Annotated in this window: 13 protein-coding genes, 3 tRNA genes and 1 pseudogene; 8 read left to right on the forward strand and 9 right to left on the reverse strand. The window is 74.0% G+C overall.

Translation table 11 applies throughout. From position 1 onward, the window contains the following. Positions 1-88 precede the first annotated feature (88 nt). Positions 89-1,750 (forward strand): long-chain fatty acid--CoA ligase, encoded by a 1,662-nt coding sequence (locus OG556_RS18505; RefSeq protein ID WP_371518015.1) that lies wholly within the window; start codon positions 89-91, stop codon positions 1,748-1,750. A gap of 104 nt (positions 1,751-1,854) precedes the next feature. Here OG556_RS18505 and OG556_RS18510 read toward each other — a convergent pair whose 3' ends face one another. After that, a complete protein-coding gene (locus OG556_RS18510; protein ID WP_371518016.1) occupies positions 1,855-5,352 on the reverse strand; it encodes a PAS domain-containing protein in 3,498 nt (1,165 codons plus the stop codon). 178 nt (positions 5,353-5,530) lie between these two features. Here OG556_RS18510 and OG556_RS18515 point away from each other — a divergent pair. From OG556_RS18515 to OG556_RS18540, 6 genes are all read left to right on the forward strand, one after another. Beyond that, positions 5,531-5,621: transfer RNA gene (locus tag OG556_RS18515), tRNA-Ser, on the forward strand. A gap of 244 nt (positions 5,622-5,865) precedes the next feature. Continuing rightward, positions 5,866-5,941, forward strand: a tRNA-Arg gene (locus OG556_RS18520). A gap of 31 nt (positions 5,942-5,972) precedes the next feature. After that, positions 5,973-6,048 (forward strand) — tRNA-Arg (locus OG556_RS18525). 278 nt (positions 6,049-6,326) lie between these two features. After that, on the forward strand, positions 6,327-9,434 hold the full coding sequence (locus OG556_RS18530) for an Ig-like domain-containing protein (RefSeq protein WP_371518017.1): 3,108 nt from the start codon (positions 6,327-6,329) through the stop codon (positions 9,432-9,434). A 194-nt stretch (positions 9,435-9,628) separates the two neighbouring features. Continuing rightward, positions 9,629-10,903: an SPFH domain-containing protein gene (locus OG556_RS18535; protein ID WP_371518018.1), complete on the forward strand. Its 1,275-nt coding sequence runs from the start codon at positions 9,629-9,631 to the stop codon at positions 10,901-10,903. Continuing rightward, positions 10,900-11,928: a C40 family peptidase gene (locus OG556_RS18540; protein ID WP_371518019.1), complete on the forward strand. Its 1,029-nt coding sequence runs from the start codon at positions 10,900-10,902 to the stop codon at positions 11,926-11,928. The genes OG556_RS18535 and OG556_RS18540 overlap by 4 nt, the downstream gene beginning before the upstream one ends. A 531-nt stretch (positions 11,929-12,459) precedes the next feature. Here OG556_RS18540 and OG556_RS18545 read toward each other — a convergent pair. Further along, positions 12,460-13,425, reverse strand: a complete 966-nt coding sequence (locus OG556_RS18545) for an aldo/keto reductase (protein ID WP_363579767.1) — start codon at positions 13,423-13,425, stop codon at positions 12,460-12,462. A 154-nt stretch (positions 13,426-13,579) separates the two neighbouring features. Here OG556_RS18545 and OG556_RS18550 point away from each other — a divergent pair, with 154 nt between their 5' ends. After that, positions 13,580-13,789 (forward strand): hypothetical protein, encoded by a 210-nt coding sequence (locus OG556_RS18550; RefSeq protein WP_350876437.1) that lies wholly within the window; start codon positions 13,580-13,582, stop codon positions 13,787-13,789. 75 nt (positions 13,790-13,864) lie between these two features. Here the strand turns inward: OG556_RS18550 and OG556_RS18555 are convergent, their stop codons facing one another. The 7 genes and pseudogenes from OG556_RS18555 to pelF form a co-directional block, all read right to left on the reverse strand. After that, positions 13,865-14,905 carry an endo alpha-1,4 polygalactosaminidase gene (locus tag OG556_RS18555; protein ID WP_371518020.1) on the reverse strand — a complete coding sequence of 347 codons (1,041 nt, stop codon included), beginning with the start codon at positions 14,903-14,905 and terminating at the stop codon, positions 13,865-13,867. Between the two features lie 22 nt (positions 14,906-14,927). After that, a complete protein-coding gene (locus OG556_RS18560) occupies positions 14,928-15,623 on the reverse strand; it encodes a spherulation-specific family 4 protein (RefSeq protein ID WP_363579765.1) in 696 nt (231 codons plus the stop codon). Then, complete coding sequence (locus tag OG556_RS18565; RefSeq protein WP_371518021.1) at positions 15,620-16,537, reverse strand: NAD-dependent epimerase/dehydratase family protein; 918 nt, start codon at positions 16,535-16,537, stop codon at positions 15,620-15,622. The genes OG556_RS18560 and OG556_RS18565 overlap by 4 nt, the downstream gene beginning before the upstream one ends. A 125-nt stretch (positions 16,538-16,662) precedes the next feature. Next, positions 16,663-17,364 (reverse strand): annotated as a pseudogene (locus OG556_RS18570) (NDP-sugar synthase); the annotation flags it as partial. Between the two features lie 74 nt (positions 17,365-17,438). Then, entirely contained in the window at positions 17,439-18,431 is a 993-nt protein-coding gene (locus tag OG556_RS18575) for a GDP-mannose 4,6-dehydratase (protein WP_371518022.1), read from the reverse strand. 183 nt (positions 18,432-18,614) lie between these two features. Further along, positions 18,615-20,132 carry a hypothetical protein gene (locus tag OG556_RS18580; RefSeq protein WP_371518023.1) on the reverse strand — a complete coding sequence of 506 codons (1,518 nt, stop codon included), beginning with the start codon at positions 20,130-20,132 and terminating at the stop codon, positions 18,615-18,617. A 49-nt stretch (positions 20,133-20,181) separates the two neighbouring features. Beyond that, positions 20,182-21,696 (reverse strand): GT4 family glycosyltransferase PelF, encoded by a 1,515-nt coding sequence (gene pelF, locus OG556_RS18585; protein ID WP_350876425.1) that lies wholly within the window; start codon positions 21,694-21,696, stop codon positions 20,182-20,184. Between the last annotated feature and the right edge of the window lie 28 nt (positions 21,697-21,724).

A 21,724-nucleotide genomic window follows, 5' to 3' on the forward strand; every position in this document is an offset into this window, starting at 1 on the left:
CGCCACCGCGGCGCGCCAGAATGCAGGCGACGAGCCCGCTACTAGTCAGTAGTGATCTCGACGCTCGCCGGACGGTCAAGGAGGACCCGTGTACAGCACCATGCAAGACGTACCGCTCACCGTCGCCCGGATCTTGGAGCACGGGTCTACGATCCACGGCCGTTCGACGGTCACCACCTGGGACGGCACTGGCCCGGTCGTCCGGACGTACGCAGAGGTAGGTGCCCGCGCCGCACAGCTCGCCCATGCACTGCGCGACGAACTCGGTTGCACCGAGGAAAGTGTTATAGGCACGTTGATGTGGAACAACGCCGTCCACCTGGAGGCGTACCTCGCCGTCCCCGCGATGGGGTCCGTGCTGCACACGCTCAACCTGCGGCTGCCCGCCCACCAGCTGTCGTTCATCGTCAACCACGCGGCCGACCACGCGGTGATCGTGGACGGCAGCGTGCTCCCGCTGCTCGCCGCCGTCCTGCCGGACCTCGCCCCGACGCTCCGGCACATCGTGGTGAACGGCCCCGGCGACCGCTCGCTGCTGGCCGGCTTCCCGGGCACCGTGCACGACTACGAGGAGCTGATCGCGGGCCGGCCCACCGCCTACCCGTGGCGCGGCGACCTCGACGAGCGCGAGGCCGCCGTGCTCTGCTACACCTCCGGCACCACCGGGGACCCGAAGGGCGTGCTCTACAGCCACCGCTCGGTGTACCTGCACTGCCTCCAGGTCAACACCGGCGACAACTTCGCCTTCACCCCGCGCGACACCGCGCTGCCGGTGGTCCCGATGTTCCACGTGAACGCCTGGGGCATCCCGCACGCCGCCTTCATGTCCGGTGCCAACCTGCTCATGCCGGATCGTTTCCTCCAGCCCAAGCCGATGGCCGAGATGATCGCCGCCGTCCGGCCCACCGTCGGCGCCGCCGTCCCGACCATCTGGAGCGGCCTGCTGGACGAACTCGACGCGGGCGACTACGACACCTCCAGCCTGCGCATGGTGGTCATAGGCGGCAGCGCCTGCCCGCCCTCGCTGATGAAGGGCTTCGAGGAGCGCCACGGCATCCGCGTGCTGCACGCCTGGGGCATGACCGAGACCTCGCCGCTCGGCTCCTTCGCCCAGCCGCCCGGCGGCCTCACCCCGGAGGAGGAGTGGCCCTACCGGGTCACCCAGGGCATCTTCCCGGCCTCCGTCGAGGCCCGGCTGGTCGGCCCGTCCGGTGAGCGGATGCCGCACGACGGCGTCGCGGCGGGCGAGCTGGAGGTGCGCGGCCCGTGGATCGCCGGGGCCTACTACGGCGGTGCCGGGCAGGACCCGCTCCGGCCGGACGACAAGTTCTCCGAGGACGGCTGGCTGCGCACCGGCGACGTCGGCACCATCACCGCCGACGGCTACCTGACCCTCACCGACCGGGCCAAGGACGTGATCAAGTCCGGCGGCGAGTGGATCTCCTCGGTCGAACTGGAGAACCAGTTGATGGCCCACCCCGAGGTGGCCGAGGCCGCCGTGGTCGCCGTCCCGGACGAGAAATGGGGCGAGCGCCCGCTGGCCACGGTCGTGCTGCGCCCGGGTGCCACGGCCGGGCTGAGCGAGCTGCGGGCCTTCCTGGCCGGCCGGATCGCCTCCTGGCAGCTGCCGGAGCGCTGGTCGATCGTCGAGTCGGTGCCGAAGACCTCGGTCGGCAAGTTCGACAAGAAGGTGATCCGCGCCAGCTACGCGGCGGACGAACTGGACGTGACGGTGCTCGGCAAGGAGTAGCCGCCCGCCCGACCGCCGAGGGCCGGCCACCCCCGTTCCAGCGGGGTGGCCGGCCCTCGGCGCGTGCCGTGCGGATCTCGCCGGCCCTCGGCGTCAGGGTGCGGTCAGCCCGCCGCGGCGACGCCCGCCTCGCCCATCGCGCCGATCCGCCCGAGCAGGTCGACGATCCGGGACTGGACGTCGGCGCTGGTCGAGCGCTCGGCGAGGAACAGCACCGTCTCGCCGGTGCGCAGCCGGGGCAGTTCGCGCGGGTCGAGGTCCACCGAGGTGTAGACCACCAGCGGGGTGCGGTGCAGCCGGTCGTTGGCGCGCAGCCAGTCCAGCAGGCCGACCCGGCGGCGGCGGATCTGGAGCAGGTCCATCACCACCAGGTTGGGCTGCACGCTGCTGGCCCGGGCGACGGCGTCGTTCTCGTCCACCGCGTGCTCGACGTGCATGCCGCGCCGCTCCAGGCTGCTGATCATGGCGGCGGCGATGTCCGGGTCGCCCTCGACCAGCAGGACGCGCGGGGCGTGGTGCTCGCCGTCGCGCGGCGCGAGGGCGCGCAGCAGCACGGCCGGGTCGGCGCCGTACGCGGCGTCCCGGGTGGCCTGGCCGAGACCGGCGGTGACCAGCACCGGGACGCGGCTGTTGAGCGCGGCGGTGCGCAGCGACTGCAGCGCGGTGCGGGTGATCGGGCTGGTCAGCGGGTCGACGAAGAGCGCCGCGGGGAAGCCGGCGACCTGGGCGTCCACCTCCTCGCGGGAGCGGACGATCACCGGGCGGTAGCCGCGTTCCTGGAGGGCCTGCCGGGTGGCCGGGTCGGGCTCGGGCCAGACCAGCAGCCGACGGGCGCTGCCGCCCTCGCCGTTCGAGCCGTTCGGGCCGTTCGGGCTGGCCATGGTCGGCGGCTGCTCGTCGGTCCGGTCGCCGGCGGCGGCGGGCAGTTCGGCCATCGGGCGCGGGGCGGTCCTGGCCTCGGCCGGGACGGGCGGCTGCGGTCCGGCGGCGGGGGTCGGCGAACCGCCGAGCGGGCGCGGCGGCGCGAGTTCGGCGAGGCCGGTGCCGACCGGGCGCGGGCCGGACGGGTCCTCGGCGGCGGGCAGCGCCGGGCGGGCGGGCGGCAGCGCGGCGGGGCCGTCGGGCGCGGGCCGGTCCTCCTGCGGGGCCTGGTCGGACGGCGCGGCCGGGGTCTCCTGGCCGGGGCCGGGCGGCACGGCCAGTCGGCGCCGGCGGCCGGTCGGGGCGGCGGCGGGCTCGGGCTGCGCGGGCGCCGGGCCGGTCGGCAGGGCGTGCTCCAGGCCGGGGTACACCGGGGTGTCGGGGGCGCCGGGGAGGGCGAAGCCGCCGGAGGAGTCCTCGGTGGGGGGCAGGGCGCGGCGCCGGCGGGGCTTGGCCTCGCCGCCGTCGGCGGTCGGGGCGCCTTCCGCGGCGGGCGTGCCGCCCGCCGGGGTGCCGTCGGCGGTGGCGGCACCGGTGCCGGGGCCGAGCGCGAGCGGTTCGCGCCCACCGGTCCGGTGCTGCTGCGGGCGCTCGCCCTCGACGGGGACGGCGTAGGCGGGGCCGGAGCGGCCGTCGTCCTTGCCCCAGGGGTCGCGCTGCGCGCCGTCCGGACCGGCCAGTCCCTGGCGGCCGTACGCGGGGTCGTTGCCGGTGCCGTTCCACTGTTCGGGGACGGCCCGCTCGATCCGGGCGGGGGCGTTCGGCCACTGGTCGGCGGGGGCGTTGGGGGCGGTCCGGGTCGGCGGCGCCGGTTCCTCGGCGGCGGGGCGGCCGCGGCGGCCGCGCCGCTCGGTGGCGGGTTCCTCGGCGGGCTGCTCCGCTGCCGGAGCCGGGGTCGCTGCCGGAGCCGGGATCTCGCGGTCGGGCTGCTCGCCGCCGTCGGCGACCGGCTCGGCGGCCTCGTCGCTGCTGGGCAGCTGCGGGATGCCCGGAAGGTCGGGCAGGACGGCGCTGTCGCCCTCCTTGGGCCGGTCGGAGCGGCCCTCGGCGGCCGCGCGCTCGGCGGCGGCCTTCGCGGCGGCCGGGTCCAACGGCAGCTCGACGACGTACGTGGTGCCGGCCTTGCCGGGCAGCTCGTGCGGCTGGAGCACGCCACCGTGGCGCTCGACCACCGCGCGGGCTATCGGCAGGTGGACGGGGCTGCCGCCGAGGCCGGACCCGCGGATCTCGACCCGGGCGACCTCGCCGCGCTGGGCGGCGGCCAGGACGACGGTCGGCTGCTCGCCGCCGGAGGGCAGCGCGGCGGGCGCGCCGGGGGCGGCCAGACCGGGGGAGGGGGCGGTCGGGGCGTCCAGGGCGAGGCCGATGCCGCTGACGTCGGCGACCAGGTGGGCCAGCGCCTGGGCGAGCCGGCGCTCGTCGGCGATCACCTCGACGGCGGCGGCGTGCACCGAGAACCGCACCCGGCCCGGGCCGACCAGCTCGCCGGCCGCCTCGACGGCCCGTCGGACCACCTTGTCCAGGGCGACGGGCACCCGCCGCTCGGTCGGCTTGCGGCGGTCCTTGCCGTCCTTGCCGTCCTTCGCGTCCGGGCCGTCCGCCGGGGCGGTCTCGCCGGTCTCGCCGGCCTCGGAGCGCTGGTGCGCGAGCACGCCGTCGATCAGCCGGCTGAACCGGCGGCACTCGTCGGCGAGCCGACGCAGCGTCCAGTTGGCCTCCGGCCACAGCTGTCCGGCCGGGTCGGCGGCGAGTGCGTCCAGCCGCTGGTTCAGCGCGGTCAGCGCGCCGCCGAGTTCGCTCTCCAGGACGGCGGTGAGGTGTTCGTTGCGGGCGACCAGGGCGAGTTCGCGGCTGCGGTCGGTGAAGGTCATCACCGCGCCGACCAGCTGGTCGCCGTCCCGCACCGGCGCGGTGGTGAGGTCGACGGTGACCGGGCGGCCGTCCTTGCGCCACAGCACGGTGCCGCGCACCCGGTGCTTGCGCCCGGAGGTCAGGGTGTCCAGCAGCGCGGACTCCTCCAGCGCCAGCGGGGTGCCGTCGGCCCGGGAGTGCTGGATCAGCGGGTGCAGTTCGCGCCCGCCCAGCTCGCTCGCCCGGTACTCCAGGATGTGCGCGGCGGCCGGGTTGACCAGCACGCAGCGGCCTTCGAGGTCGACGCCGAGCACGCCCTCGGCGGCGGCGCGCAGGATCATCTCGGTCTGCTTGTGCTGGCGGCGCAGCTCGGCCTCGACGCCGAGCCGGCTGGAGAGGTCGCGGACCAGCAGCAGGAGCAGGTCGCTCGCGGAGGACGGGCGGGAGCGCTCGCGGTACGAGTCGTACGAGGTGAGCCCGTAGCCGCGGCCCTCGCCGGTGCCGTCGTCGGGGAAGTCGTTGCCGGAGACCTCGACCGGGAAGCTGGTGCCGTCGGTGCGCCGGGCGGTCATCCGGACCGGGCGGTCGGGCTCGTCGCCGTCGCGGGCGGCCGGGCGCATCGAGCCGGGGATCCGGCTGGGGTCGAACTCGGGCAGGAGGTCCAGCACGCCCATGCCGACCAGCGAGGTGCCGGGCGTCTGGAGCGCCTGGACGGCTGCGCTGTTGGCGTCCACGACGGTGCCGTTGCTGTTCACCAGCAACAACGCGTCGGGCAGGGCGTCGAGTATGGCGGCGAGGCGAGCAGCGCCTCGGATCGGCCTGCTGCTCACGTCGACAGGTCTCCTCGGCTCAGGGCAGCTCCTCCGGAGACGGCAGTATCTCATTCTTCTTTGCGGCGGGGTCGACCCGCCTAGTAACGTGGGCGGTGGTTGGTGCCGAACCCCACGGTTGTGGCATCATCTCAGGCACACGGAACGGGTCCGCTCACGCGGACGTGGTCCCTGTGGAGGAGGCTTCGCCTAGTCCGGTCTATGGCGCCGCACTGCTAATGCGGTTTCGGGGTTATTCCTGATCGAGGGTTCAAATCCCTCAGCCTCCGCAGCCGGAAAGCCCCGTCGACGATCTTGTCGGCGGGGCTTTCCTCATCTCCGGGGAGGTTCCGGCCCCACCTGCGGCCTTCCCGACCTGCCTCCCCGACCTGCCCCGCAGGCCGGGGCCGCCGGGGGCCCGGAGCGGCCTCCAGGGGGTCGGCCCGGGGGGAGGGAGCAATCGATTTCGTCCCGCGTCGCAGGTCATGTAATGTTGTCCCCGCAACGCCCCGCTGGCACTGTTCATCAGGGCGAGCGCTCATAGCTCAACGGATAGAGCACTTGACTACGGATCAAGAGGTTGCAGGTTCGAATCCTGCTGAGCGCACCAATCTCCGCAAGATCGGGTTCGCCCGTTCCTTGCGCTCATAGCTCAACGGATAGAGCACTTGACTACGGATCAAGAGGTTGCAGGTTCGAATCCTGCTGAGCGCACCAGCGAGAAGCCCCCGGCCACCGGCCGGGGGCTTCTCCCGTTTCCGGGCCCGGACGAGGGCGCCGGGTGCCTGCTCCGTTCTGGATTGCGGGCCTAATGGATGAAATGCATCTGTTTCGGGTACATCCCGTCCTGTCGCTCGGATGACCGCCAAACGGGTGGGACCCGGCTATAAGCCCAGGTGTCGCAGTATGACCGGTTCAGGATCGTGATTCCTTTTTGTCAGATCTTGTGCCCAGACTGCCCGGCACCCCGGCAGCCGACCGCGAAGGAGAGCCGGATGGGCCGACAGTTTCCCCGCACGGCCGCCGCCCTGACCGTCCTCCTGGCCGGGCTGCTGACCGGTTGGAACGCCCCACTCTCGGTGGCCCAGCAGTCCCCTGACGCCTGGTCGGGGGAGCACCGGGCGGTCCTGCCCTCCGGCCTCTCCGTCCAGCTCGAATTCGCCGCCACCCCGGGCACCGAGGTGGCCGCCGCGGCCGGCGAACTGGCCGACCGCCCCGGCGGGGGGCGCGCGGCCGGGCCGTACGCGGACGGAATGCACCCCGGGAACCCCGCGCAGACCTTCAGCGTCACCGAGAACCGCCCGCAGGCGGACGGATCCTGGCGCACCGTCGGAACGCTCCGGCTCGCCTTCTCCCGGCCGGTCCGCAACCCCCGGCTGCACCTCAGCGGACTGGTCGCGCTCGCCACCGGGAAGTCCGGCACCACCAGCACCGCGGCCCGGCTGACCCTCACCGGCGGCTCACCCGCCGCCCCCACCCTGGTCAACCGCACCGACTGGCCCGGCTGGACGGTCGACGCCAACGCCCTCGCGCCCGTCGGCGCCGACGGCAGCTCCGACGGCGCGGCCGGCTCCGTCTCCGAGGGCACCCTGGAACTCGTCGGCACCCTGCGCACCGCGGTCTTCCGGGTCGAGCAGCGCTCCACCGCCCAGGCCGGCAGCACCACCGCCCCGCCCGCCCTGCGCCAGGCCTACACCGTCACCGTCGACGAGGACCTCGGCACCGCCCCGCAGAACTACGGCAACGCCTCGCACGTGCTCTCCGACCTGTTCCTCGGCGCGGACGCCGCCAACGCTGCGCACCGCACCCGCCCCCGGTCCGCCGACGACCGGGACGCGGCCGACCGGCCGACCGACGAGCCGCTGGTCCAGCTCGACCACGGCGTCGGCCGGCGCAGCGCCTTCGCCAGCCCGCCGCCGCCCAAGCTCCAGCCCGGCCGCGGCGAGTACCAGGGCGCCGACCCGTCGATCAGCTTCCCCACCGAGGCCGCGATCGGCCGCTACTACCGGCTCACCGTCCCGGTGGCGGTCGGCGACCAGCCCGCGACCCTGGCCGGCTGGATCGACTTCGACCACAGCGGGCGATTCGACCCCGCCGATCGGGTGCAGACCGAGATCCCGGCCGGCGCCGACACCGCGACCCTGGAATGGACCGTCCCGACCGGCGCCGGCTCCGGCGACACCTGGGCCCGGCTGCGGATCGCCCGCGACGCCAGCCAACTCGTCCCCTCCGGCGGCTTCGCCGACTCCGGGCAGGTCACCGACCAGCGGATCAAACTGACCGTCGGCGCCGCCCGGCCCGAGATCGCCGAACCCGTCGACGGCGCCGTCCTCGCCGAAGCCCGGCCGCGGATCCACGGCGACGGAGCGGTCGCCGGCGCCTCGGTGGAGATCCGGGACGGCGACGCCACGGCCTGCCGGGCCCGGGTCGAGCGCCGCGGCGACTGGTCCTGCCGGCCCGGTGAAGCGCTCGCCGCGGGCCCGCACTCCCTCACCCCGGTCGAGATCACCAGCGGTGGCGTGGTGCTGCGCGGCGAGGCCGTCCGGGTCACCGTGAAGACGGCGCCGCCCGCGGCGCCCGTCCTGACCCTCCCGGAGTACACCAACGATCCGGGGATCCAGCTCACCGGCACCGGCGAGGCGGGCAGCATCGTCGCGGTCACCGACCAGGCCGCCGAACTGTGCCGCAGCGCCGTCCGGGCGGACGGCCAGTGGTCCTGCCTGCCGGTCGAGAACCTGCTGGACGGGCGCCACCTGCTCACCCCCGTCGCGGTCGACGCGGCCGGGAACCGTACGGCCGGGCAGGCGGTCGCGCTGGTCGTCGACACCGTCCCGCCGGACAAGCCGGTGCTCGGCTCGCCGGCCGCCGGGGAGACCCTGCGGGTCAGCCGGCCGACGTTCACCGGGCGGGCCGAGCCGGGCTCGAAGGTGCTGGTCACGGCGCGGGCGGGCGGCTCGGCGGCCTCGGGCTCGGCTTCGGCGGCGGGCGAGCGGACGGTGCTGTGCGGGGCGACGGCGGCCCTCGACGGCAGCTGGACCTGCACCGCCACACGTGACCTGACGGACGGGCAGCAGTGGCTGGTCGTCACGGCGACCGATCTGGCCGGGAACGGGGCGGCGGCGGACGCGGTGCCGGTGCGCGTCGCGGCGGCGGCGAGCCCGTCGGCATCGGCGTCGGCGTCGGCTTCGGCTTCGGCGGTGCCGAGTTCGGGGGCGTCGGCTCCTGCGCGGCCGAGTCCTGCAGCTTCGGTGCCGACCGTGGCGAGCCCGTCGGCATCGGCGTCGGTGGCGGCTTCGGCTTCGGCGGTGCCGAGTTCGGGGGCGTCGGTTCCCGTGCGGCCCAGCCCTGTGGCCTCGGTGCCGACCGTGCCGACCGTGCCGAGCCCGTCGGCGTCGGCTTCGGTGCCGATCGGGCCGAGTCCGAGCGTGGCGGTGCCGGTGCTGCCCTCGGCCGGTGCTTCCACGGCGATGGCCTCCTCCGTACCGTCCCGTCCCGCGATGTCGCCCGTGTCCCCAGCCCCGTCCACGTCCCCGTCCAGGCCTTCGATCCCGGTCACCTCGTCGCCGAGCCCGGCTGTGGGGGCGGCGCCCGATGCGCCCGCGCTCGCGCCGGTGCCGGTGGGCGTGCTGCCGATTGCCGTTCCGGCGGCGGCCGGGCCGACCGCTGCTTCAGTCACCCCGACCGCCCCTACTGCCCCGACCGTCCTCCCGACCGCCCCCACCACCACCAGTTCCGTCCCTCCGACGCTCCGTACCGTTCCGCCCCTGGACGCCGGTCCGTTCCGGGCGGCCGTCGGTGTCGTGGCGTCGTCACCGTCACCGTCACTGGCATCGCCCCCGTCATCGCCTCCGTCACCGTCACCGTCATCGACGCCGGTAGTCGCCGAACCGCCCGGGTCCGCCGGGGAGAGTGCCGGGCAGCTGCCGGCGCCGCCCAGCGCGCCGCCCGTGGGGGCGGCCGCGGAGGCCTCGCAGGCGGCGGCCGCTCGGTCCACCGTGAGCGGTTGGCGCGGTGGGGTCGCCGGTGGCCTGCTGGTGCTCGCCGCCATCGGGCTGATCACCCGCCGGGTGTTCGCCCGTGGTGACGGTGGCCGACGGCGCTGACCTGCGCTGAACCATCCCGACCATCCATTCATGTGCCTGCGCGTCAGGTCGGCTTCGGACGATTCGTCAGCAAATGTCGACACACCTCACCTCAAATGTCGCATTTGATGACGTATGAACTTAGCCTGATCTTGGCACTGCCCGTCAGATCCGGGCCGCCCGTTGCGCGACACACCGACCCCGAGGATCCGTGCATGGACGTCACCCGCGATTCTTCGCAGCGACCCGACCACCTGCCCAAGGCGCTCCCACCGGCCTTGCCGGAACGTTCCGCCTCCGGCGCCAGCCCGCTGGCCACGGCCACAGCCGCCAAGACGGCCAAGCTGCTCGGCCCGGTCGACGGCGGCCCCGCGACCACTCCGTTGGTCGTCGTCCCCGGCCCGGCCTCCGGCGCCTCCGCCGACCTGCGCGATCCGCTGGAGGCGGCCGCCCCGGAGACCGCCGAGATCCCGGAGCCCGTCCAGGTCGGCGCCCCCGCGGCCGCCACCTCCCGCCGCCCCCCGCGCGCCGACCAGGCGGTCCGCGAGCACGGCGCCACCGTCCTGCCCGGCTGGATCGCCCTGCTGGTGGTGCTGGTCGGCGTGGCCGGCGTGCTGCTGATGCTGCTGCGCGACGGCGTCATCCCGTACTGGGACGCGCTGCCCGACCTGCGCAGCGCCGCCGCGCAGGCGAGCGGCCAGGCCGAGGTGGACGCCAGGTCGGTCGCCGCGGTCAGCGCGGTCGGCCTGCTCGTGGTGTTCGCGCTCGCCGGACTGCTGGCCAACGCGGGCGGCGAGACCCGGGTGCTGACCCGCTGGGGCCGCTACCGGGGCACCGTCCGCCGCACCGGCCTGGTCTGGGTCAACCCGCTGCTACGCCGGCGCCGGGTGGACGTGCGGCTGCGGCACTGGCGCAGCGAGCCGGTCAAGGCGGTCGACCGGACCGGCACTCCGATCGTCGTCCGGCTGCTGATCGTCTGGCGGGTCAAGGACACCGCGCGGGCGCTGCTGGCGATCGAGGACCACGAGAGCTACCTGCGCGAGCAGGTGCAGGCGGTGCTCACCCGCACCGCGTCCATCCTGCCGTGCGACAGCAACGCGGCGCCCGGGCCCGCGCTGCGTGACGGGCAGTGGTTCGCCGACGAGCTGACCAGAGCACTGGCCGCCGAGGTCGCCCCGGCGGGTCTGGAGGTCTACTCGGCGCAGCCGCTGGCACTGGACTACGCGCCCGAGGTCGCCGAGTCGATGCGCCGCCGTCGGCTGGCCGACCTGGACGCGGGCCTGCGGACGGTGCTGGTGGACGACGCGGTCGAGGCGGCGGCGCTCGCCGTCCGGCGGCTGGAGCGCGCCACCGCCCACGAACTGGACGAGGCCGCCCGCAGCGCGCTGATGGAGCAGCTGCTGGTCGCCTTCGTCGCCCCGGCCGGAGTGGCCGCCTCGGTACCGCCCCCGGCCGCACGGGCCGGGCGGAAGGAAGGACGACCCGCATGAGGATAGCCACCGGCGCGTACGCCGATCCCGGCCTCGACCTCGACCTCGACGCCGATTTCGACGCCACCCTCGACCGGGGCCTGATCGGCTTCGAGGAGAGCACCGGCAGCATCCCCGCGATCGCGGGGTGCGGCTGCCCGAACTGCGCGGCCCGGCCGCGCACCGCCCGCTCCGCGACGGGGACCGGCGGCAGCCGAATACACCGTGCCGTGCGGAGTACCTGTCTGGCCACCACCGTGCTGGCCGGCGCCGGCGTGGTCGGCCTGACGGCCGGTGCCGGGTCCGCGCACGCCGCGGCCGGGAAGCAGGGCTGGGACGGGTCGAAGTACTGGTTCAAGAACGGCGCCGGCGAGTGGCGGTGGACCAGCCACTACGACGTGTACGCGAGCCGCACCGGCCAGTCCGGCGGCTCGGGCGGCTCCAGCGGTGCCAGTGGCAAGGCGGCCGCCGTGTCCAACGGTTCCGCCTCCTCCGCTTCCTCCTCCGGGCTGCGCCAGGGCTGGGACGGGTCGAAGTACTGGTTCAAGAACGGCAGCGGCGAGTGGCGGTGGACCAGCCACTACGACGTCTACGCGAGCCGCACCGGCCAGTCCGGCGGCGGTGCCGATCCCGCTCCCGCCCGGCCCGCGGCCACGCCGTCGGCGGACCAGGCACCGGCCTCCGGCAGCATGGAGGCGGCCATCGACTACGCGCTCGCCCAGCTGGGCAAGCCGTACGTCTGGGGCGGCAACGGCCCGTCAGGCTACGACTGCTCGGGGCTCGTCCAGCAGGCCTACCGGCGCAGCGGGATCAGCCTGCCGCGGGTGGCCGACGACCAGTACGCGGCCACCACGCCGATCAGCGCGGGGCAGCTGCGCCGCGGCGACCTGGTGTTCTGGTCGGACAGCGGCCGGGCCTCCGGGATCCACCACGTGGGGATCTACCTGGGCGGCGGCAAGTTCGTCGAGGCGCCCCGGCCCGGCAGGACGGTCCGGGTCTCCACCCTCAACTCGGGTTACTACCCGACGCACTTCGGGCGGCCGTAGCGCCGGGGCGCTTCGGGCCCCCGACAGCGGCGTGCTGCCGGGGGCCCGAAGCGTGACCGTGGCCGGCTGGTCGTCCTCGCGGAGGCATCGGTTGCGCAGTTCGGGCCCGATCTGCCAATGGGCCGGTGTGCCAGGTGCGTTGGCCGTCTTTTTCCGGGCCGATTCGCCGACCGCCCGGAAAGTCGCCTGGATTTCGTCGACGGTGCCGGCGCGGGCCCTCGGATCGGCGGGGCCGACGGTCATCCTGCGGGTGTTACCGCCCGGGCCCGGATTGTCTGCGGAATCGGGGGCCGGGCACGCGTACTTCTTCCGGTCCTCGTCGTCGAGGGAGCCCGTCCCGGGCGGGATTCCTGGTGATGCCGCCGCCGTGCCGGCTTCGGCGTCGAAGTCCCGTTCCGGGTCGGGCCGTTCGTGGACCAAGTCCGATCATTGCGGACGGCGTTCCCAACCGGGCGGGGTTCGCCGGGAACGGGCGCAGGCTGCGAACGGGCCCGGGTGGGGGCGGGTTCGCAGCCTGCGGGTGGGGCGGGGTCAGGCGGAGGCGGCGTCGAGGAGGGCGGTCTGTTCGGGGGTGAGCCGGAGCGTGGTGGCTGCCAGCAGGGGCGGGAGCTGCTCGACGGTGCGGGCGCTGGCGATGGGGGCGGCGACCGTCGGCCGCCCGGCCAGCCAGGAGAGGGCGACCGTGGCGAGGGCGACGCCGTGCTCCCCGGCGACGGTGTCCAGGGCTGCCAGCACCTTCGGGCCGCGCGGGTCGTCCAGGTAGCGGGCGGCGCCCTCGGAGCGGGCGCTGTCGACGCCTGGGCCGCCGGGGCGGTACTTGCCGGTGAGGAACCCGGAGGCGAGCGCGTAGTACGGGACGGTGGCGAGGCCGTGCTCGGCGACCACGTCGGCCAGCGGGCCCTCGAAGGTGCCGCGCGAGACCAGGTTGTAGTGCGGCTGGACGGCGACGTACTTGGCCAGGCCCTCGCGGTCGGCGAAGGCCAGCGCCTCGGACAGCCGCTCGGCGCCGATGTTGGAGGCGCCGACCGCGGCGACCTTGCCCTCGCGGACCAGCTCGTCCAGTGCGGTGACGAACTCCTCGACCGGGGTGTCGTCGTCCCGGTGGGTGTAGTACAGGTCGATCCGCTCGACGCCCAGGCGGCGCAGCGAACCCTCGGCCGCGGCCTTGATGTTGGCCGCGCCCAGACCGCCGGCCTCGGGATGCATGCCGACCTTGGTGGCGATCACGACGTCGTCGCGGTTGCCGCGGCTGCGCAGCCAGTTGCCGAGGACGGTCTCGGACTCGCCGCCGGTGTTGCCCGGGGCCCAGGCCGAGTAGACGTCGGCGGTGTCGACGAAGTTGCCGCCGGCCGCGGCGTAGGCGTCCAGGACGGCGAAGGACTGCTGCTCGTCGGCCGTCCATCCGAAGACGTTGCCGCCGAGGGAGAGCGGGAAGACGGACAGGTCGGAGGCGCCGAGGCGGACCCGGCCCGGGGCGTCGCTGTGGTTTCCGGTCATGGTCGGATTCAACCGGATCGCACTGGTCGGCATTCCGCGTGTCGGGCGGACTTCACGAGGATGTCGTACCGCCGTTGCGCGACCGGGTGGTGGGGGTCGCGCAGGAGGGGTCCGGGGTGTCCGTGAGGTGGGCGGATTCGTTAGAGTCCGTGCCATGGCTGACAACGACTACGACCCCGCCGGCAGCACCCAGATGTTCCGGGCGTTCGTCGACGAGACCCCGGCGGCCCCGCAGGCGCCGGGCACCGTCTCCACCTACGGCCGCAGCAACAGCGGTGGTGGTGGCCGCACCGGCGTGATCGCGCTGGTCGCCGTCATCGTGCTGGCCGTGTTGGGCGGCGTCATCTGGCTGGCGGTCAAGTGATCCTCGCGCGGGTGACCCGGACGAGGGTCACCCGCGCGACGGAAACCGGTGCGCCGAGAACCGGTGCGCCGGTGCTCAGCAGGGCTTGCGCCAGGCGTTCAGGTCGAGCTTCTTCTGCATCGAACTGAAGCCGAGCGACTTGGCCTTGGCGCAGAACTGGTCCGTGCCGAGCTTGTACTCGACGTGGAAGACCGCCTTGCCCGCCTTGACGAACGGCGCGACCCGGTCGCACTCGTCGAACTGCGAGCACTCCTCGTTGACCGCGAAGTCGAAGTCCGGCAGCAGCGCCGGGATCTGGTCGAGGTCGTTCTTCAGACCGATGGCCAGGCCGCGTTCGTGGGCGAGCTGGGCCAGCATGCGGTTGTACTTGATCTGGTCGTCAGGAGTGAGCGGGAAACCGCTGTTCTGGTTGTAGGCCTCGATGGTGTCCGGCTCGATGGCGTCGAAGCCCTTGCTCTTGCACATGTCGAAGCGGGCCGCCATCAGCGGCTTGAGCTGGTCGAGCTTGCGGATGTCGAACCACTTCTCGCCCTTCCAACCGGTGTCGGAGCCCTGCAGGGACTTGGCGAAGGCGGCGGAGTCGGGGCGGAAGTTCTCCCAGGAGCCGGCGTTGATGTAGCAGATCACCTTGCGGCCCTTGGCGTGCAGCGCGGCCACCACCGAGGCGTCGTTCTCGAAGCCGTCGATGTCGTAGACCGGGACGTCCACGGACTGGTCGACGGTGCCGCCGAGCTGCCACTGCCAGGCGAGGCCCGGGGTGGGCTGCCAGCGGGCGCCGGCCGGTTGCGGGGCGGTGGTGCCGCCGGGAGTTCCGCTCGGGGTCCCGGGGGTGCTCGGGGCGGTGGTGGCGCCCGGGGGCGTGGTGGCGCCGGGCGCGGTGGGTGTGCCGGGGGCGCTGGGCGTGCCGGGGGCCGGGGGCGTGGTGCCGGCGTCCGACGGGGTGCCCGGGGTCGCGCTGCCGTCCGGGGTGGTCGGGGCGGTGGCCGCGGGCGGGCTGCTCGGGGAGCCGTCGGCCGAGGAGCCGTCGTCGTCCGAGCCTGAGCTGCTGCACGAGGTCGCCAGCAGGGCGGCGGCGATGGTGATGGCGGCCGGCAGGAGCCGGGTACGGCGGTTCACGGTAGTCGAACTCCGGATCGGGTCAGGTCAGTTCAGCAGCGGTCAGGCCGTAGGGCAGGGTGCGCCAGGGGTTCTCCCCGGCGCCCGGTACGGCGCAGCCGACGCCGGCCCGGCGGGCGGCGATCAGCGCGGTGGCGTCCTCGGCGTGTTCGGCGGGGACGTCGTACACCAGGTGGCAGAAGCGGGAGGCCGCGTGGCGGCCGGTCCACAGCGGGAGCGTCATCGCACGGTACGTGTCCCAGTCGCCCTCGAAGGTGACCAGCAGGTCGGCCAGGCCGACTTCGGCGTACCCCGGGTCGGGGTGCTCGCCGTGGCCGAAGACCACGGTGCCGCAGCCGGCCGCGCGCGCGGCCGTGGCCAGCCGCCGGTAGTGCGCGAGGGCACCCGGGTGGGTGGCCACCTGGTCGAGGTAGACGCCGGTGATGTCGTGGCGTTGACGGTAGGTCAGGATGTCGGCGACCACCGCCGCGTGCGGTCGGCGGCCGTAGTCGGTGTCGGTGTAGCCGACCAGCGGCACTCCGGCCGCGCGCAGTCGGTCGGCGGCCTCGGCGAAGACGTTGTCCGGGTTCTCGCCCGGCCCGTCGGCGAGGTTGAGCACGACGGCGGCGATCCGGCCCGGGTCGGCGGCGGCGACCGCCTGCCAGGCCGCCGGGTCCACCGCGGGGTGGACGTACAGCGGCACCAGCAGGCGGCCGTCGGGGATGATCCCGCCGGTCATGCGACGACCGGTGGGGAGGCGGGCTCGGCGGTGCTGAGCCACAGGTCGCGCAGGGTGTCGGCGAGGTCCGTCTCCGGGTGCCAGCCGAGCTCCCGGGCGGCGGCCGACACGTCGGCCTGCTGCCAGGAGACCGCGGCCGAGCGCTCGGAGCCCGCCCCGCTCTCGTCGATCCGGCCGGTGAAGCCGGCCGCGGCGACCAGCCCGTCCGCGATCGCCCGGACCTGCTGAGCCTGCCCGGAGGCGAGGTTGAGCACCCGGGGGAGCGGACGGTCCGCGGCGGCGGCCAGGCCGACCGCGCGGGCGATGTCCCGGGCGTCGACGAAGTCGCGGTAGGCGGAGAGGTCGCCGACCGTGATCACGCCGTCGGCGCCCTCGGGCGCCACCCGGAGCAGCTCGGCGGCCAGCCGGCCGGGCAGCGAGCCCGCCGGTGCCCCCGGGCCGACCGGGTTGAACACCCGCAGGACCACGGCGTCCAGCGCCGAGCCGGCCACCGCGAGGGAGCCGGCCAGCTTGGTCGCGCCGTACACGCCGACCGGGCGGGCGTCGGAGTCCTCGGACAGCGAGCTGCCCGCCGGACAGACGCCGTACTCGCCGGCCGAACCGATGTGCACCAGCCGGGCCTTCGGGGCGCCGAGCTGCAGCGCCTCGCAGAGCACGGCCGGGCCGCGCGCGTTCACCTCGGCGAGCTTGACCGCGCTGCCGGCCACCGCGCCGGCGAAGTTGACCACCACGTCGGGTGCCAGCGCGGCGAGTTCCTCGCCGAGCGGGCCGGCCTGGGCGGTGGCCAGGTCCAGCCGGAGGTCGTGGGCGGGCCGCCGGCCCGCGGTCAGCACGGTGGCACCGGGCAGTGACCGCAGGACGGTGGTGGCGTGACGGCCGAGGAAGCCGTCGCCGCCGAGGAGCAGGATTCTCACGCGGCCCGTCCGTCACTCTGGGCGCCCGCGGTGGCGGGAGCCTCGGCCGTGTCGTCCGGGGCGGTGCGGGCGGCCGGGATCGGCAGCTCCGCCACGCCCTGGCCGGCGCCGGCCGACTCGAAGGGCATCAGCACCGGTCGGATGGACGAGAACTCGGCGTTCGCCCGGTCGTAGTCGTCCGGGCGGCCGATGTCCAGCCAGTAGCCGCCGAAGTCGTACGCGGCGGGCGGGGTCTTGGCGGCGAGCAGGTCCAGCACCAGCTCGTCGAAGCCCAGCGGCAGGCCGGGGGTGTACTTGGCGAGCGCCGAACGGGACACGCCGTACACGCCCATCGAGACGCGGTAGTCGATGCTCGGCTTCTCCTGGAAGCCGGTGATGCTGCCGGACTCGGCGGTCAGCACACCGAAGTCGATCTTCACCTGACGGGCGTAGGTGGCGATGGTGAGCGGTGCCCCGGACGCCTCGTGGTGCTTGAGCACCCCGGCGAAGTCCAGGTCGGTGAGGATGTCGCCGTTCATCACCAGGAAGTGCTCCGGCAGGCGGTCCTGCATGGTGAGCAGCGGGCCCATGGTGCCGAGCGGGCTGTCCTCGACGGCGTAGCCGACCCGCAGCCCCCACTGGGAGCCGTTGCCGACGTACGCGCGGATGATGTGGCCGAGGTGGCCGATGGCCAGGGTGACGGTCTTGAAGCCCGCGGCGGCGAGCTGGCGCATCACGATCTCCAGGATCGCGTGCTGGTCGCCGATCGGGACGAGCGGCTTGGGAAGCGCGGTGGTGTACGGGCGGAGGCGGACGCCCTTACCGCCGGCCAGGATCACTGCATGCATGGTGTTTCCCCCACGGAAAGGATGTGCAGGACACGAACCTTGGTTACCAGGACGGGCATTGATCGCTACGGCGGTCAGACGTTGTAGATGTCGGTCTTGTAGCGGGCCAGGTTGGCCGGGTCGCGGAAGAACTCGATGGTCTGCTCCAGGCCCTGCTCCAGGGTGAACTGGGGGGCCCAGCCGGTGGCCTCGCGCAGCCGGGTGGCGTCCGCGACCAGGCGCATGACCTCGGAGTTGGCCGGGCGGATGCGCTGCTCGTCCTCCTTCACCAGGAGGTCGACGCCCATCAGCTTGCCGACCAGGGAGACCAGGTCGCCGACCGAGATCTCGCCGCCGGTGCCGGCGTTGAAGGTCCGGCCGACCACGGTCTCGGCGGGTGCGGTGCCGACCGTGCGGAACGCGTGCGCGGTGTCCTTGACGAACATGAAGTCGCGGGTCGGGCGCAGGTCGCCGAGGGTGATCTCGGTCTCGCCGGCGGCGACCTGGGCGATCACGGTCGGGATGACGGCGCGCATCGACTGGCGCGGGCCGAAGGTGTTGAACGGGCGCAGGGTGACGACCGGGGTCCCGAAGCTGGCGTGGTAGCTGTCGGCCAGCCGGTCCCCGCCGGCCTTGGAGGCGGCGTAAGGGGACTGGGTGTTGATCGGGTGGTCCTCGGTGATCGGCACGGTCTGCGCGGTGCCGTACGTCTCGCTGGTGGAGGTGTGCACCAGACGCGGGATCTCCTGGTGGCGCACCGCCTCCAGCACGTTCAGGGTGCCGGTGACGTTGGTGTCGACGTACGAGTGCGGGGCCAGGTAGGAGTACGGGATCGCTATCAGGGCGGCCAGGTGGTAGACCGCCTCGGTGCCCTTGACCAGGCCGTTGACCGAGCCCGGGTCCCGGACGTCGCCGAGGACGATCTCGACCGAGTCCAGCACCTCCTTGGACAGGGTCTCCAGCCAGCCGAAGGACGAGAAGGAGTTGTACTGGACCATGGCCCGGACCTGGTGCCCGTCGGCAACCAGGGACTCGACGAGGTGGGAGCCGATGAAGCCCTCGGCTCCGGTGACCGCGACGCTGCTCATGCGTGATTCGCTCTCTCGATTTTGGGAACGGCCGGACTCCCGGTGGCGACCGGCCGGTGGTGGTTCAGTTGTGCCGTGAAGCGCGTTCAGGTGGAGCGTGTTCGGGTGAAGCGCGTTGTGGAGCGTGTTCAGGTGGAGCGGGTCGAGCGGTGCACGCGAATTGGGCGTGCGTGATTTCGGTGTTCAGCGGTGCTGGGTGGTGCGGCCGAGCGCAGGCCCGGCGATGGCGGTGAGGAGCAAGGCGGCCGCCCCGCAGCCGATCAGCTGCAGGACGATCGGATCCGCACCGGTCAGCAGCCCGGCGCTCTCGGCACCCGCGGCGGCCAGACAGATGAGGGCGGTGCTCCAGCTGAACCCGAAGGCGTTCAGCAGCAGCGCCAGCCAGAGCGAGCCGCCGAGGAGCAGCATCGCGCCGAGCTGCGGCACACCGAGCGCGGGGGCGCCGGGCCACAGCACGGTCGTGGCGGCGTCCAGCGCGGCCACGGTGGTGAGGTAGATGAACAGGCAGCCGAGCAGGATCCCGCCGGTGCGGCGGGTGAACTGCCCGCTGGTGTGACTGGTGCGCAGCGCGGCCACGGCCATCGCCCGGTAGCGGAAGAGCAGCCACTCGGCGAGTCCGAGACTGAGCGTCAGCGCGATCATGGCCGGTCCGGTCGGGGTGGCCTTCGCGCCGTGCGCGGCGCCGGTCTGCACCGCCTGGTGGATGGTCTCGCCGAGGCCGGCGATCAGCGTGAGGGTGCCGCAGGCCAGGCCGAACAGCAGGTGCGGGACCTCCTGGCGGATCGGCAGCTTCAGCTCGACGGACTCCTTCTCGCCGCCGCGGATGCAGAACAGCAGCTCCCGGGCGGCCAGGCCGACCGCCAGCACCAGCGAGACGAGCAGCACGACCGTCCGCACGACCTGCGGGACGTCCACGGCCAGCACCACGCCCGCGCCCACCGAGGCCGGGACCAGGGCCAGCAGCAGGAACTTCTCCCGCCCCAGCACCAACAGGACGGTGGCCGCGCCCAGGTACATCGACTGCCCGGCGGCGAAGAGGAGCGCGCCCAGCGGCCCGCCGACCACGTACGCCGCGGCGGACGCGACCAGCGCGCCCAGCGGCGCCCCGAGGGCCAGGCAGACCGCGGCCTCGCGGCGCCGCAGCCGGCCCAGCCAGCGGTACGAGCGGTGTGCCAGCGCCTGGTTGAAGCCCCAGCTGACCAGCGTCGCGACGGACAGCGCGAGCATGCCGGAGGGCAGGCCGAACCGCATCCGGGTGGCCGCGAACAGGTTGGCGCCGAGCAGGTAGCCGAGCCCGGGCAGGGCGAACACCAGGCCGCGCACGACGCAGCGCCAGGGGTCGGCCCGCCACGGGTTGGCGAACTCGGAGCTCGGGCCGGGGTAGCGGCGCTCGACCTTCTCGAACAGCTCCTCGGCGAGGGTGAACGAGTCGGGGCGGCCGTACAGCAGGGCGGCCTGCTCGTCGGAGAGGCCGTCGGACTCCAGGAACGCGGCGATCTCGTACGGGTGGACGGCATCGGCGCAGATGTCGTGCAGCCGCTCGGCGAGCTCGTCCAGCGGGTCCGCGGAGAGGTCGAGCTGCTCCTCGGGCTCGGGCTGCGCCGACGGGGCGGGGCGGCGGCGCTTCAGCGGCAGGGTGCGCAGCTGCATCGTCCGCTCGGAGCCGCCCTCGTCCTCCACGAGCCGCAGGGGCCCACTCATGCTTCCACCCCGCACACGTACCCGTTGATGGTTCTCTCGCTCAGCTCGTTCACGCGCCCACCTCGCTGTGCTGCGGCTGGGCGGCGGCGAGCTGCTGGTCCCAGTCGGTGGTGGGGGTCTGGTCGGTGACGGCCACCACGCCGTCCGGCATCCAGCGCGCGGTGCCGAGGAGTTCGGTGTAGATGCCCCGGAAGCCGTCGATGTTCTGGCGGAGCGTGAACTGTTCGATGACCCGCAGCCGGGCCTGTTCGCCCAGGCGGGCGCGCCGCTCGGCGTCGCGCAGCAGCTCGATCGCGGCGGCCGCCATCGGTTCGGGTTCGCGGGGAGGGACGACGAGTCCGGTGTCGCCGACGGCTTCGCGGACGCCGCCGACGTCGGTCGAGACGGTCGCCCGGCCGCAGGACATCGCCTCGATCAGGGTGAACGGGAAGCCCTCGCTGATGCTGGAGAGCATGACCACGTTGCCCGCCGCGTACGCGTCGGTGATGTCGGCGACGCGGCCCTCGAAGGCCACCGAGTCGGCGATGCCGAGTTCGGCGGCCAGGGCTATGCAGCCGTCCCGGTAGGCCTCGCCGCCCTTGGGAGTTCCGCCGAAGAGCCGCAGCCGCGCCTCGGGGATCTCACGGTGGACGATGGCGAAGGCCCGGATCAGCGTCTCCAGGTCCTTGATCGGGTCGACCCGGCCGGCCCAGCTGAGGGTCGGCGTCTCGGGTTCGGGCCCGGCGGGCGGGAAGGCCGCCGGGTCCACGCCGTTGTAGACGGTGCGGATGTGGGCGGACGGCGTGCCGCCGCGCTCCTCCCAGCGCCGGTTGTACCGGTTTCCGGGGGTGACCAGCGCGGCCTGCCGGTAGCTCTCCTCGGCGAGCATCCGGTAGAAGCCGAGCAGCAGCGCCTTGACCGGCCAGCGGTACGGGCCGGTGCGGTAGCCGAGGTAGCGCTCGCGCAGGTAGATGCCGTGCTCGGTGAGCAGAAACGGTACGCCGTACTGCTGGGCGGCGATCAGCCCCGGCAGGGTGGCCAGCCCGCCGCTGGCGGCGTGCGCGACGCCGCCGGTGGGCGGTTCGACCGAGAGCGGCCGCAGGGCGTGCTCCAGCAGGTCGGTGGCGTTGAGGGCGTCGTGCATGGTGGGCCGGGAGACGGCCGTGGGCAGGTAGTCACGGGTCCAGACGTGCTGGAGGGTGCGCAGGGCGCGCTCGCTGCGCAGCGCCGGGCTGAGCAGCCCGCGCCGGGCGAGGTCGGCGAAGCCGTACAGCTCGGTGCCGAAGTGGGTGGTGTAGACCGGATCGAGGATGGAGTGGAGGAAGCGCTCGTACGCGTTGAGGAAGCGCCGCATCTCCTTGCCGCGGGGCGGTCCGGCCTCGGAGGCCGGGCCCCACAGCGGTGCGGTCGTGACCGACCGCACGTTGGCGGGCAGTTCCCAGGCCAGCGGTTCCTGGCCGGTACCAGTGACGGCGATGACGTCGAAGTCGACGTCCGGCATGCCTTGAACGAGCTGGTCGCACCAGACACTCACACCGCCGTGCTGGTGCGGATACGTCCCCTCGGTGAGCAGGGTGACGCGCATCTCCTGTCCCCCCTCCTGTTCCTTGCTT

It is taken from the genome of Kitasatospora sp. NBC_01300 (assembly GCF_041435235.1).
Taxonomy (GTDB): Bacteria; Actinomycetota; Actinomycetes; order Streptomycetales; family Streptomycetaceae; genus Kitasatospora.

Excerpts from the sequence above, each read along its gene's own strand:
- OG556_RS18540 (WP_371518019.1), top strand. The coding sequence starts at position 10,900 with ATGAGGATAGCCACCGGCGCGTACGCCGATCCCGGCCTCGACCTCGAC.
- OG556_RS18535 (WP_371518018.1), top strand. The coding sequence starts at position 9,629 with ATGGACGTCACCCGCGATTCTTCGCAGCGACCCGACCACCTGCCCAAG.
- OG556_RS18530 (WP_371518017.1), top strand. The coding sequence starts at position 6,327 with ATGGGCCGACAGTTTCCCCGCACGGCCGCCGCCCTGACCGTCCTCCTG.
- OG556_RS18550 (WP_350876437.1), top strand. The coding sequence starts at position 13,580 with ATGGCTGACAACGACTACGACCCCGCCGGCAGCACCCAGATGTTCCGG.
- OG556_RS18560 (WP_363579765.1), bottom strand. The coding sequence starts at position 15,623 with ATGACCGGCGGGATCATCCCCGACGGCCGCCTGCTGGTGCCGCTGTAC.
- OG556_RS18545 (WP_363579767.1), bottom strand. The coding sequence starts at position 13,425 with ATGACCGGAAACCACAGCGACGCCCCGGGCCGGGTCCGCCTCGGCGCC.
- pelF (WP_350876425.1), bottom strand. The coding sequence starts at position 21,696 with ATGCGCGTCACCCTGCTCACCGAGGGGACGTATCCGCACCAGCACGGC.
- OG556_RS18575 (WP_371518022.1), bottom strand. The coding sequence starts at position 18,431 with ATGAGCAGCGTCGCGGTCACCGGAGCCGAGGGCTTCATCGGCTCCCAC.
- OG556_RS18580 (WP_371518023.1), bottom strand. The coding sequence starts at position 20,132 with ATGAGTGGGCCCCTGCGGCTCGTGGAGGACGAGGGCGGCTCCGAGCGG.